The organism is Flavobacterium sp., assembly GCF_046153165.1.
In the GTDB taxonomy this organism is placed as follows: Bacteria; Bacteroidota; Bacteroidia; order Flavobacteriales; family Flavobacteriaceae; genus Flavobacterium.
The window spans coordinates 1-12,563 of sequence record NZ_JBJXEN010000107.1 but is presented as its reverse complement, the minus strand read 5'-3'; the positions used below and the strand labels follow the sequence as shown (position 1 = coordinate 12,563).

Here is a 12,563-nt window from a genome sequence, read left to right as displayed (position 1 = left end):
CCCCAGAATTAGTATTAACAGAATTACAAATTTTAGAATTTAAACAATATTTTGATATATTAATTTATGAAAATAGAGATAATAAATTAAGGAAATCAGATAAGTTATTAAATGTTCTTGATATTATTCATATAGAAATAGATAGAATATACAATTCAATAGATAATCATTCTATTCATCCTTATAATTTTAAAATTAATGAACTGAAACAACTTATTAATAGTCATTATAAAGAAGAAAAGTCACCTTCTTATTATTCAAATAAGATGAATATTAGTTTAAAACATTTAAATAGAATTTGTAAAAATGTTTTAAATATAACATTAACGGAATTTATTTATAGAAAAATTATTTTAGAAAGTAAACGATTATTATCAATAAAAGAAGTGACTATTAGCGAAGTTGCAAATGAATTTGGTTTTGATGATTATTCCTATTTTACTAAAGTTTTTAAAAAATACACAGGAACAACACCTCAAAATTTTAAAAAAAATATTTAAGAATGTAGTTTATTTGGTTTGTCAACTTTCAAAATATCAGTTGAATATTAGCGTACAACAATTTGAGATTAAATATTTTAAGCCTCTGTAATACCATTCTTACTAGAAGGCATTTCGAAAATTTGTAAATCAAAATAAACTACTGATGCCAGTATATGATCGAATATATCACTCATAATATATTCGTAATTTTCAAAACGTTTGTCACTCGTAAAAGCATAAATTTCTAACGGAATTCCCTGAGCAGTGGGTTGTAAATGTCTGCAAAGCAATATCATATCTTTATTTAGACTTGGGTAATTTTCTAGATAATTAGTCAAATATTTTCTAAAAAGCCCAAAATTCGTCAAATTTCTACCATTTACCGATAACGTTTTGTCTACATTATATTGCGAATTGTATTTGTTTATATCGGCTTGTTTTTTTTCGATATAGGTTTTTATCAGTTGTATTTTTTTAAAATCCTCCAGTTCTTCTTCTTTAATAAAACGAATACTACTGGATTTTATCAGAATATGACGTTTTATACGTCTTCCATCGGCATTTAACATTCCACGCCAGTTTCTGAAACTATCAGAAATTAAGCTATAAGTAGGAATTGTAGTGGTTGTATTATCAAAATTCCGAACTTTTACAGTGGCTAAATTTATTTCGATAACATCACCATCGGCACCAAATTTATCCATCGTAATCCAATCTCCAATACGAACCATATCGTTTACCGAAACCTGAATACTAGCCACAAAACCTAAAATGGTATCTCTAAATATCAACAATATAATGGCCGAAATTGCTCCAAAAGTGGTTAGAAGGTCTCTAATTTCTATTTCAAATAATTTAGATAAAATAGCGGTAAAGCCTATCATCCAAAGGATAATCATAATAACCTGAATGTAACTATCTATTGGTTTGTCACTATAAGTTGGAATTGTTTTTAGATGGTCTCGAAGCGCATTAAAAACAGTTCTAATGATCCACAAAACCAATAAGATAATATAAATACCAACTAATTTACCAAAAATAGATTCCCAAGAATTAAAATCTTCTAAAATAATTGGAACGGATTTATAAATATAAATTAACGGAATTAAGTGCGAAATATATTTTGCTGTTTGGTTAGAAACCAATAAATCGTCAAATTTTGTTTTAGTCTTTTTTGCTACAATTGCCATAATTGTAACCAAAATAAACCTAAAAATCATGTATAAAATATAGGATATTACAAAAAGAATGATTAAATTTATAAATAACCCTAAATAGGATGCAATGGTTTCATTAAAACCAAGTTTTATTAAAAGTTTATCACACCAGCCAAATAATTTTTCTGTGAATTTAAGCATCTTTCAGGTATTTTTTTTCGATGTAAAATGTACCAAAAGGAGGGATGGAAGCCAAACAAATTTCAGCATATTTTCTTACATTCCAGTTTTGTTTAAATTTTAATATCGTTGCAATGATAATATAAGTTGTAAATAATATTCCGTGTGCCATTCCTATATGTTTTACATAAACAGGATTATCAAAAATATATTTCATTGGCATAGCAAAAAAGAACAATAATAAAGCAGAAATTCCTTCTGTAATAGCAAGATATTTGAAAAATTTAAGCATCTTAAGTTTTATAAATTAATTTGATTGCAAAATTAGGAATTATCATCGATAATATAAGTATTCAAACATAAAGTAATTTACATTTGTAATATAAATTCGAATAATGAGTAAACGAGATTTAAAAAAGTACCTTTCGGAGCTAAACAAAGAGCAACTTCAAGAGCAAATAATCGAGTTATATGATAAGTTTGTTCCTGTAAAAACGTATTATAATTTTGTATTCAATCCAAATGAAAATAATTTGGTCAAAGAAGCAAAACTCAAAATTTCGAATGAATATTTCCCTATTCGAGGCAAAAAAGCAAAAATGCGACGCTCTGTGGCTCAAAAATTTATTAAACATTTCATTACTTTAGGAGTAGATCCTTTTATTATTGCCGATGTTATGCTTTATAATATCGAAATAGCCCAAACACTATCTTCAGAAAAAGAAATAAAATCTGAATTGTTTTACAAAAGCATGTTAAACTCTTTTAGTCAAGCCATTAGCTTTCTTATAGAGAAAGGAATTTTAAGTGATTTTGAAAGTAGGGTAGTGGCAATTAAAGATGAATCTTTAGTGCAAAATTGGGTCAATCATTATGAATTTAATGCTATTGTAGAAAGATTTGAATATTAAATTTTATTCAATTTTTCTATTAAAATAACCAAATAACCCTTTTTATAGCGTACTTTTGCCAAAATCACAAAAAAAGTATGTCATACAAAGAACTAGAACTTGAGGTAGAAGAGAAAAAAGTATTGTACGATTATCAATCTCGTGATATAGATGCTATTTTTAATAAAATGAATAATGTTGCAAACAATTATCATTTATTATATCAATTGCCAACAGGAGGAGGGAAAACAGTTATTTTTTCTGAAATAGTTCGTCGTTATTTAGAAACTTACGACAAAAAAGTAGTCGTTCTAACACATCGAATAGAGCTTTGTAAGCAGACTTCAAAAATGCTTAAAGGATTTGATGTTAAAAACAAAATCATCAACTCTAAAGTAAAAGAATTGCCAGACCAAGATGAGTATTCTTGTTTTGTGGCTATGGTCGAAACACTAAAAAATAGACTTAACGACGAGAAATTACTTATAGACGACGTAGGTTTGGTTATTATAGATGAAGCCCATTATAATTCTTTTAGGAAGTTATTAGGGTCATTTAATAATTCATTTATACTTGGTGTAACTGCCACACCACTAAGTTCAAATATTAAGTTACCTATGTATGAAAATTACAAAGAACTTATTGTAGGAGATCCTATTAGTAAATTAATAAATAACGGCTTTTTAGCAAAAGCAGTTACTTTTAGTTATGATGTAGGATTATCTAGCTTGAAAGTAGGGATAAATGGTGATTATACAGTAAAATCTTCGGACGAACTGTACTCTCAATTGGATATGCAAAATAAATTATTGCATGCTTACGAAGAAAAATCTAAAGGAAAGAAAACCTTAATCTTTAACAACGGAATAAACACATCTTTATATGTTTATGAAACATTTAAAGAAGCAGGATTACCAATAAGACATCTTGACAACACAACATCTCCAGAAGATAGAAAAGATATTTTGTTATGGTTTAAGAAAACTCCAGACGCTATTTTAACTTCGGTAGGAATTTTAACTACAGGTTTTGATGAGCCAACTGTTGAAACCATAATTATAAATAGAGCAACAAAATCACTCACATTATATTTCCAAATGATTGGTCGTGGTTCAAGAAAACTGCCTAATAAAAACGAATTTACCATCATCGATTTAGGAAATAATGCAGCTCGTTTTGGACTTTGGAGCCAAAATGTAGACTGGCAACACATATTTAAATCGCCTGAATATTATCTAGATAATCTTCGTGAAGATGCCGAAATCGAACTTCATTTCAAATATGAAATGCCACCAGAATTACGTGCAAAATTTAGTAAAACGAATATTGTAACTTTTGATATTGATGCTGAACATAAGTTAGCTATTTCGTTAAATCTGCGTTCTAAAGTAGTACTTGAAAAGTCACTAGACCAACATGCTGCTATGTGTGTAGATAACACGGAAGAGCTTATAGATGCTAAAAATTTATCGAAAGAATTACACGACGATATCGAATGTCGTATGAAACGTTACACCAAATGTTTGAGTCAATGTAGCAAAAACTATCGAGAATGGTTGGTCGAAGATTACAAGGTAAAATTATTACTTTTAATAGGAAAAAAATACAGAGAAAAATTATTTGCAGAAGAAGATTAGGAGCTATTTCCAGCTGTTCACTTTATCTTTAGTTTTTTAAAGAAAAAAACTAAAGGATATCGTTTCCATCTGGGCTAGGAGTTTCAACTCTGTAATAAACATTCTTTAAAAAAAATCAATATGTCAAAACAATTCGCCAATTTAGGAATATCAGAACCAATTTTAAAAGCCTTAATCGATTTAAAAATTTCCGTTCCTACAGAAATTCAAGAAAAATCGATACCAGTTTTACTTTCTAGTCAAGATGATTTTATAGGATTAGCTAAAACTGGAACAGGAAAAACAGCTGCTTTCGGATTGCCTTTATTGCAATTGGTTGACGTAAATAATCCTAAAATACAAGCTGTAATATTAGTTCCAACTAGAGAATTGGGGAACCAAATATTCACAAATTTAGAAAGTTTTGCTAAATATTTACCCGAAGTTTCTATTGCTTCTGTTTGTGGCGGAATCCCAATAAAACCTCAAATAGAACGTTTGCAACAACCCACGCAAATTGTTATAGCGACACCAGGAAGATTGATAGATTTAATCAAAAGAGGTGCTATAAACATCAAAGAAATTAACTATTTAATCCTTGATGAAGCCGACGAAATGGCAACAGCATTAAAAGAAGGATTAGATGAAATTGCCATCGATTTACCTAAAAATAGAAAAACTTGGTTGTTTTCGGCAACTATGCCAGGAACAGTGAAGCAATTGGTACAAAACTATATGTCAAAAAAAGTGACACAAGTTAGTGCTAGTATGGAGATTGTTGGTAATTCTAGTATTAATCACGAATATATAGTAGTAGATCCAATAGAAAAACTAGAAGTTTTAATGCATTTTTTAACTTCAAAAGAAGGACAAAGAGGTATTATCTTCTGTAAAACTAAGGCAGCTGTCAATAAATTAGCTAAGAATTTAGCAATAAATCGTTTTTCGTCTGGAGCAATTCACGGTAGTTTAACACAGCCAATTCGTGACAGAATCATGGATCAGTTTCGTGCTGGACATATTAACATATTAGTTGCCACAGACTTAGCAGCTCGTGGAATTGATGTAAAAGAAATTTCGTATGTGGTAAATTATCATTTGCCAGATGTTCACGAAACGTATGTTCATCGTAGCGGACGTACAGCAAGAGCTGGTGCAGAAGGATTTTCTTTAACCATTTTGCAACAAGAAGAAATTGCTGAAATTGCCGATTTTGAAAAAGCTTTGGGAATTAAGTTCAAAAAGTTTCAAAAACCCAATGCAGAAAGTATCGAAGAAAACAATGCGTATTTGTGGGCAAAACAAATTTTTAAAACCAAACCAAATCACGAATTATCAATTGATTTGAAAGATAAAATAAAAACCGTTTTTCATCATCTTACAAAAGATGAATTGATTGAGAAATTAATCGCTAATTATTATCTGCATAATAAACCTGATACAGCACCAGTTGTAAAAAGACAAAAAATGAAATAAACCCTAAAATTAGCAGTTTTAAATATATAACATATTTGAACTATAATTTATATTATGTAAAATAGAATATTTCAAATAAGCCTTCTTTCTTCTAAAAATTGTTATAAATTTACAAAATAGTAATCCATCCTATTATGAAGAATTCAATTGCAGAAAGTGTTGCCAATTTTTTAAAAGATTTTAAACCTTTTAGTTTTCTAAATTTTGAAGATTTAAAAAGTATTTCTAAAACAATTCGTGTGATCCATTTAGAGAAAAATCAAACACTTTTTCAAATAAATGATACTTTACATGATGTGTTTTATGTTATGAATTCTGGCGTAATACATTTATCGGTAATTTCAGACGCTGAAGAAACTTTACTTAATAAATGTTATTCTGGTGATGTTTTTGGTTTGCGTCCATTTTTTGCCAAAAATAATTACCAAATGACTGCAAAAACTAATGAAGAAGCTATTTTATATGCAATTCCTATTGAAAGTTTTAAGCCATTTGTAGTTAAAAATACTGATGTTTTAAACTTCTTATTAGAAAGTTTTGCTCAAAATTCAAATAACCTAGCCGATAAGAACAGTAATAAATTAATTTCTGATTCTGTACAATTATCTGAATTTCAAAATGATTTTTCTTATTTTCAAGCTTTAAATTACAATAAGAAGCCACTAGTTGTTACCTATGATCAAACGATTCGAGAAGTTGCCATACTAATGGCAGATAACCTATTAGATTCAGCATTTGTGAATAACAATAATAAACTAGTAGGTATTGTTACCGATGCAGATTTTAGAGAAAAAGTAGCTACTGGAAAGCAAGCTATTCAGTCTCATATAGATAAAATAATGACACACGCTGTTATTACTGTTTCAGAAAATATTTCACTAGCAGAAGCGCAATTAGTTATGCTTTCACATAAAGTACATCATTTGTGCGTCACTATCGATGGTACAATTTATACAGATGTAAAAGGTGTTATTACTCAAAATGACTTGGTTCAGGCTCAAGCTAATTCTCCAGGTGTTCTAATAAAAGAAATAAAACGTTCTACTAATGCTTCCGAATTAAAATTAATAAGAAATACGCTGTCTAGTATTATACACCAAGCGGTTACAAAAAATATTCCTTTGCAACATATTTTTAATGTTTCTGGGGAAATTACATTGGCTATAATTAGAAGATCAATTGAGATAAGTATTTTAGAATTAGGCTCACCTCCTGTTCCATTTGCATTCTTAAGTATAGGAAGTCAAGGACGAAAAGAACAATTATTATTAACGGATCATGATAATTTTTTAATATTTAGTGATGTCGATATTCAACAAGTCCGTGATGTGAAAAATTATTTTAATCAACTGACTAAAAAAGTAAATGAAATTTTAGAAAAAATTGGATACGAGCATTGTAATTTCGGTCACCATGCTAACAATCAAAATTGGTCTAAGTCATTGACAGAGTGGTCAAAACAGTACGAAAGCTGGATTAATACTCCAGGTGAATTTACAAATGAACATTGCTCTATATTTTTTGATTATGAATTTGTTTTTGGGGATCAAAATTTAGAAAATAGTATTACCGAAACCATATTTAAAGTTAAAAATAAAGCCTTATTCTTCGATTATTTAGGTAATGATGCTTTAAAAAAGCCAGCGCCACTTAATTTTTTCAAAAAATTTAATGAAGAAGAAGATGGCCCGCATAAGGATAAATTTAATATTAAAGCAAAAGGAATAAATCAATTAGTTGATATTGCTCGTTTATTGGCAATTCACCACGGATTAAAAGGAATTAATAATACATTTTCAAGATATAAAGAATTAGCAATTAAGGATACTTCAAATGCCGAAATCTACTTGAATGCTGCCGATACTTTCTTACTTTTGTCACGATATAGAACTCTTGAAGGGCTTAAAAATGATAATTCAGGAGAATATATAGATTTAGAAATAGTATCTAAATCAGATAAGGAGAAACTAAAAGAATCCTTACACGTTTTAAAAGATTTAGAAGAGATTGTAAAAGATACTTTTCAATTAACACAATTTTCATAATATGCTTGATTGGTTTAAAAATATTGGCAAAGATTATCCAGAATTCTGGAAGAACTACCTCCTTCAGTTTGAAATGCCAACTGAAAGGAAGGTAGCTTTATATCTAGAGACAACAGGATTAAATCCTGCTAAAGATAAAATTATATCTATTGGAGCAATTGCTATCGAAAACAATCAGATTCGTGTAGAGAATTGTTTAGAAATAGAATTAAATAAAGCTGAAGTAATTGAAACTAAAGATTTAAGTTATCAAGATATTCAAGCTATAGAATCATTAATAAATTTCATAGGAAACGCTACTTTAGTAGGACATCGTATTCACTATGATATTGAAATTATTAATGAATATTTATCTAAAATTCAAAGTGGTCGTCTAAAAAATGATTTATTTGATGTTGAAGTTATGCATACTAAAATTATCGATCAAAACTCGAAACAATTTTCGTTAGTAGAATTATTATCAATATATAAAATAGATTATCCTCAAATCGTTACATCTGCAAACATCTCATTTTCAATTGCGTTATTGTTTTTAAAATTAAAAAGCAGACTAAAAATGAGTTAATATAGAGTTCTTATACAAATTTATACTTTGTATAAGAACTATTATAAAATAAAAAAATCCTCTTTTTCAAGAGGATTTTTTGTTTGAAAATGTGACCCAGTCAGGATTCGAACCTGAGACCTACTGCTTAGAAGGCAGTTGCTCTATCCAGCTGAGCTACTGGGCCATTTTCAATTTATTGACTAAACAATAAATTTAGTCGGGGTGGCAGGATTCGAACCTGCGGCCTCCTGCTCCCAAAGCAGGCGCGATAACCGGGCTACGCTACACCCCGAAAGCAAAAAAAGCGGAGAGTAAGGGATTCGAACCCTTGGTACAGTTTCCCATACGCATGTTTAGCAAACATGTCCTTTCGGCCACTCAGGCAACTCTCCAATAAAGAATTAAATTCTTTCTTTTAAGCGGTTGCAAATGTAGGGTATCAAACGAATATTACCAACTTTTTGGTTATTTATTTTTATTTTATTTATCATTAAATTTTAAAACATTTAATAATCAACATTATACAACAAAATTGAACTTCTTATTTAAAACTAAATAACCGTTAAATTCAAAAAAAATGCATTAAGAAGTACAAAATCTTTTTAAAATTAGTAAATTCGCCACTGTAATTTAAGAATATTTCAAAAATGAAAAAAGTAGTTATAGTATCAGCAGTTCGTACTCCTATTGGAAGTTTTATGGGAGCATTATCAAGCGTTCCTGCACCACAATTAGGAGCAATTGCTATCAAAGGTGCATTAAATAAAATAAATCTAGATCCAGCTTTAGTAAATGAAGTATATATGGGTAATGTAGTTCAAGCTGGTGTTGGACAAGCACCTGCTAGACAAGCCGCAATTTTTGCTGGTTTATCTAACGAAGTAGTTTGTACTACAATAAATAAAGTGTGTGCTTCAGGAATGAAATCGGTTATGTTAGCAGCTCAAGCTATTATGACTGGCGATGCAGAAATTGTTGTTGCTGGTGGTATGGAAAACATGAGTATGATTCCTCACTATGTTCATTTAAGAAATGGTGTGAAATTTGGACCAACAACCATGGTTGATGGTATGCAGAGAGATGGTTTACAAGATGCTTATGATGGTAATGCAATGGGAGTTTGTGCAGATATGTGCGCTTCCGAATATAAAATTACGAGAGAAGACCAAGACAACTTTGCTATTCAGTCTTATGAGCGTTCTGCAAAAGCTTGGGATGCTGGAAAATTTGACAACGAAATAGTTCCTGTTCCTGTTCCGCAAAGAAAAGGTGATCCTATAATGGTTACTAAAGATGAAGAATTTACTAATGTAAAATTAGATAGAATTCCTACTTTAAATGCTGTATTTACAAAAGACGGAACGGTTACTGCCGCTAACGCTTCAACTATAAACGATGGTGCAGCAGCAATGGTTTTAATGAGTGAAGAAAAAGCATTAGCAATGGGATTAAAGCCTTTAGCTTACATAAAAGGATATGCAGATGCGGCACAAGAACCAAAATGGTTTACCACTACTCCTGCTAAAGCAATTCCTAAAGCATTAGAAAAAGCTGGTCTAACAACTACAGATGTAGATTTCTTCGAATTTAATGAAGCTTTTGCGGTAGTAGGATTAGCAAATGCTCAAATTCTTGGTTTAGATAACAATAAAATTAATGTAAATGGTGGAGCTGTTTCTTTAGGACATCCTCTAGGATGCTCTGGAGCAAGAATCATTGTTACTTTAATAAACGTTCTAGAACAAAACAATGGTAAAATTGGTGCAGCAGCTATTTGTAATGGTGGTGGCGGTGCTTCTGCAATTGTAATTGAAAGAGCTTAACTAATTAACAATTTAAAAATTAACAATTGATAATTAGTTTTAATTGTCAATTGTTAATTATCAATTATAACTGAATGTTTGGAATTTGTAATTTAGCCAATATCCCTTTACGAATAGAGCCTAGCGACCGAAGTGAGTTAGTTTCTCAAGTTTTATTTGGTGAACACTTTAGCGTTTTAGAACATACTCAAAAATGGTCTAGAATACATTTAGCGTATGATGATTATGAAGGTTGGGTAGACAACAAACAGTTTGCAACAATTACCGAAGAGCAATTTGAACAATTATCGAAAGACAGTATTGTTTTAAACAGCGATTTGATAGAATATATTACTTCTCCTAAAAACATATTAATTCCTATTCCGCTTGGAGCTTCGTTATCTTTCTTAAATTACGAAGCAATAAATACAGAAAATTTTACTTTTGAAGGATTAAAGATTAGCGGTATAAAACCCAAACCCAATCTTATAAATACTGCATTTATGTATATGAATGCACCTTATTTGTGGGGCGGAAAAACTCCTTTTGGGATTGATTGTTCAGGATTTACACAAATGGTGTATAAACTAAATGGTTATAAGTTATTTCGTGATGCATCACAACAAGCTGGTCAAGGAGAAGCCTTGAGCTTTATAGAAGAAAGCGAGCCCGGAGATTTGGCTTTTTTTGACAATGATGAAGGAAATATTATACATGTTGGTATTATTATGGACGATAATTATATCATTCACGCCAGTGGAAAAGTTCGTATAGACCGTTTAGATCATCTTGGTATTTATAATGCCGAAGCAAACAAACACACTCATAAATTAAGAGTTATTAAGAAAATTATATAAGTTTTTAATTGCTTAAAATGGTTTTGTCTTTTATTTAATAAACTTCGTATATTTATAAGTTAGTGCTATGCTAAAAAAATGGAAAAAATTAACATGAGTGAATTACAAACAAAATATCAAAAGGCAATAAAATTTGCTGCAAAAAAGCATTCTGACAAAAATCAATTAATTCCAGGAACAAACTTGCCATACGTAGTTCATTTAAGCAATGTTGCTATGGAAATTATAATTGCATCTCAAAAAACACAAATATTTAATACTGAATTTGCTATTCAAGTTGCTTTACTCCATGACATTTTGGAAGACACAGAAACCACGTTTGATGAACTTGTTAATGAATTTGGTGAAGAAATTGCAAAAGCAGTTTTATCTTTGACAAAGAATTCTAACATTCCAAAAGAACAAAGAATGGATGATAGTTTAAATCGCATTACAAAATTACAAAATGAAGTCTGGGCTGTGAAATTGGCAGACAGAATAACAAACTTACAAGTTCCACCAAAACATTGGAGTTTTGAAAAAATTACTGAATATCAGAAACAAGCAATTCTTATACATAATTCCTTAAAAGGTGGAAATGAATACTTGGAAAACAGACTTTGGGAAAAAATATTAGATTACTTAAAATATTGCGTGATAGTTAAAGAATAAGAGCCACTAACAGCAATTTTAATAAATTGGGGCCTAGCGCTAATTTAAAGTTTGCTTTGTACTTTCAAACTTCTATCTTTAACAGAAAATAAAAGCTAACTTGTACGCCACATCGCCAAGCTGTCGAGACTTTAGAAACAAGTATTTAACACGCATAGTTATGAAAATCAAACATGATGACATCTTATTTGACAAGGAAAATCCATTTAAAAACTGTAAACTAGATAGAGAACAATATGCCCAAGTTTTAACTGGTTTAGTAGAAAATTATTCGTCCGGATTTGTGTTAGCTATTAATAATAAATGGGGAACAGGGAAAACTACATTTGTAAAAATGTGGAATCAATATCTTCTTAATAAAGAATACAAAACGATTTACTTTAATGCATGGGAAAACGATTTTGAAGATAATCCATTGACAGCTCTAGTTGGAGAATTAAAAGAAGTAAATAAAGGAGATAAGGATAAATTTAATAAGGTTTTAAAAAATGCAGCACTTATTACTAAAAATTTAGTTCCTGCACTGGCAAAGTCACTGGCAAATAAGTATTTAGATTCTGAGACATTAATTGAAGGTATATCAGAGTCAACAAAAAGTTTGACTGAGATTTTTGAAAAGGAAGTAAATGAATATGCGGAGCGAAAAAATTCAATTCGAGAATTCAGAGAAAATTTATCAAACTTTGTTACAAATGAATCTGATGGAAAGCCTCTAATATTCATTATTGACGAACTAGACAGATGCAGACCAAATTATTCAGTTTCATTACTTGAACAAGTAAAACATTTTTTCTCTGTTCCCAATATTGTCTTTATTTTATCCATAGATAAAGAGCAATTAGGAAATGCTATTTGCGGTG

Annotated in this window: 12 protein-coding genes and 3 tRNA genes; 10 read left to right on the top strand and 5 right to left on the bottom strand. The window is 29.9% G+C overall.

What is annotated here, in order from left to right:
* On the top strand, positions 1-500 hold a 500-nt coding region (locus tag ACKVOV_RS13010; RefSeq protein ID WP_409207190.1), incomplete at its 5' end, for a helix-turn-helix domain-containing protein.
* Positions 501-577: 77 nt separating this feature from the next.
* On the opposite strand, the gene ACKVOV_RS13005 is transcribed toward ACKVOV_RS13010, so the two are convergent.
* Both ACKVOV_RS13005 and ACKVOV_RS13000 read right to left on the bottom strand, forming a co-directional pair.
* On the bottom strand, positions 578-1,840 hold the full coding sequence (locus ACKVOV_RS13005; protein WP_409207189.1) for a mechanosensitive ion channel family protein: 1,263 nt from the start codon (positions 1,838-1,840) through the stop codon (positions 578-580).
* Positions 1,833-2,111, bottom strand: a complete 279-nt coding sequence (locus ACKVOV_RS13000; protein WP_409207188.1) for a DUF3817 domain-containing protein — start codon at positions 2,109-2,111, stop codon at positions 1,833-1,835. The genes ACKVOV_RS13005 and ACKVOV_RS13000 overlap by 8 nt, the downstream gene beginning before the upstream one ends.
* A 103-nt stretch (positions 2,112-2,214) precedes the next feature.
* On the opposite strand from ACKVOV_RS13000, the gene ACKVOV_RS12995 reads away from it, so the two are divergent.
* The 5 genes from ACKVOV_RS12995 (at position 2,215) to ACKVOV_RS12975 (ending at position 8,411) form a co-directional block, all read left to right on the top strand.
* Positions 2,215-2,730: a DUF6155 family protein gene (locus ACKVOV_RS12995; protein ID WP_409207187.1), complete on the top strand. Its 516-nt coding sequence runs from the start codon at positions 2,215-2,217 to the stop codon at positions 2,728-2,730.
* Between the two features lie 77 nt (positions 2,731-2,807).
* Complete coding sequence (locus ACKVOV_RS12990) at positions 2,808-4,346, top strand: DEAD/DEAH box helicase (protein ID WP_409207186.1); 1,539 nt, start codon at positions 2,808-2,810, stop codon at positions 4,344-4,346.
* A 120-nt stretch (positions 4,347-4,466) separates the two neighbouring features.
* Positions 4,467-5,801, top strand: coding sequence for a DEAD/DEAH box helicase (locus ACKVOV_RS12985; protein WP_409207185.1), 1,335 nt, complete (start codon positions 4,467-4,469; stop codon positions 5,799-5,801).
* A 134-nt stretch (positions 5,802-5,935) separates the two neighbouring features.
* The gene (locus ACKVOV_RS12980; protein WP_409207184.1) at positions 5,936-7,846 is read left to right on the top strand and encodes a DUF294 nucleotidyltransferase-like domain-containing protein; all 1,911 of its coding nucleotides are present in this window, start codon (positions 5,936-5,938) and stop codon (positions 7,844-7,846) included.
* A 1-nt stretch (position 7,847) separates the two neighbouring features.
* Positions 7,848-8,411, top strand: a complete 564-nt coding sequence (locus tag ACKVOV_RS12975) for an exonuclease domain-containing protein (RefSeq protein ID WP_409207183.1) — start codon at positions 7,848-7,850, stop codon at positions 8,409-8,411.
* 92 nt (positions 8,412-8,503) lie between these two features.
* On the opposite strand, the gene ACKVOV_RS12970 is transcribed toward ACKVOV_RS12975, so the two are convergent.
* From ACKVOV_RS12970 to ACKVOV_RS12960, 3 genes are all read right to left on the bottom strand, one after another.
* Positions 8,504-8,577: transfer RNA gene (locus ACKVOV_RS12970), tRNA-Arg, on the bottom strand.
* A gap of 33 nt (positions 8,578-8,610) precedes the next feature.
* Positions 8,611-8,685, bottom strand: a tRNA-Pro gene (locus tag ACKVOV_RS12965).
* A 13-nt stretch (positions 8,686-8,698) separates the two neighbouring features.
* A tRNA-Ser gene (locus ACKVOV_RS12960) sits at positions 8,699-8,785 on the bottom strand.
* A 255-nt stretch (positions 8,786-9,040) separates the two neighbouring features.
* On the opposite strand from ACKVOV_RS12960, the gene ACKVOV_RS12955 reads away from it, so the two are divergent.
* From ACKVOV_RS12955 to ACKVOV_RS12940, 4 genes are all read left to right on the top strand, one after another.
* Positions 9,041-10,216 (top strand): acetyl-CoA C-acyltransferase, encoded by a 1,176-nt coding sequence (locus ACKVOV_RS12955; RefSeq protein ID WP_409207182.1) that lies wholly within the window; start codon positions 9,041-9,043, stop codon positions 10,214-10,216.
* A gap of 74 nt (positions 10,217-10,290) precedes the next feature.
* Positions 10,291-11,052, top strand: a complete 762-nt coding sequence (locus ACKVOV_RS12950) for an NlpC/P60 family protein (RefSeq protein WP_409207181.1) — start codon at positions 10,291-10,293, stop codon at positions 11,050-11,052.
* A gap of 78 nt (positions 11,053-11,130) precedes the next feature.
* Positions 11,131-11,703 (top strand): HD domain-containing protein, encoded by a 573-nt coding sequence (locus tag ACKVOV_RS12945; RefSeq protein WP_409207180.1) that lies wholly within the window; start codon positions 11,131-11,133, stop codon positions 11,701-11,703.
* 160 nt (positions 11,704-11,863) lie between these two features.
* Positions 11,864-12,563: P-loop NTPase fold protein (locus ACKVOV_RS12940; protein WP_409207179.1), on the top strand; the 700-nt coding region annotated here is incomplete at its 3' end.

What these genes read in the sequence shown, in the direction of transcription:
- ACKVOV_RS12945 (WP_409207180.1), top strand. Translation starts at nt 11,131, where the DNA reads ATGGAAAAAATTAACATGAGTGAATTACAAACAAAATATCAAAAGGCA.
- ACKVOV_RS13000 (WP_409207188.1), bottom strand. Translation starts at nt 2,111, where the DNA reads ATGCTTAAATTTTTCAAATATCTTGCTATTACAGAAGGAATTTCTGCT.
- ACKVOV_RS12985 (WP_409207185.1), top strand. Translation starts at nt 4,467, where the DNA reads ATGTCAAAACAATTCGCCAATTTAGGAATATCAGAACCAATTTTAAAA.
- ACKVOV_RS12980 (WP_409207184.1), top strand. Translation starts at nt 5,936, where the DNA reads ATGAAGAATTCAATTGCAGAAAGTGTTGCCAATTTTTTAAAAGATTTT.
- ACKVOV_RS13005 (WP_409207189.1), bottom strand. Translation starts at nt 1,840, where the DNA reads ATGCTTAAATTCACAGAAAAATTATTTGGCTGGTGTGATAAACTTTTA.
- ACKVOV_RS12955 (WP_409207182.1), top strand. Translation starts at nt 9,041, where the DNA reads ATGAAAAAAGTAGTTATAGTATCAGCAGTTCGTACTCCTATTGGAAGT.
- ACKVOV_RS12975 (WP_409207183.1), top strand. Translation starts at nt 7,848, where the DNA reads ATGCTTGATTGGTTTAAAAATATTGGCAAAGATTATCCAGAATTCTGG.
- ACKVOV_RS12950 (WP_409207181.1), top strand. Translation starts at nt 10,291, where the DNA reads ATGTTTGGAATTTGTAATTTAGCCAATATCCCTTTACGAATAGAGCCT.
- ACKVOV_RS12990 (WP_409207186.1), top strand. Translation starts at nt 2,808, where the DNA reads ATGTCATACAAAGAACTAGAACTTGAGGTAGAAGAGAAAAAAGTATTG.
- ACKVOV_RS12995 (WP_409207187.1), top strand. Translation starts at nt 2,215, where the DNA reads ATGAGTAAACGAGATTTAAAAAAGTACCTTTCGGAGCTAAACAAAGAG.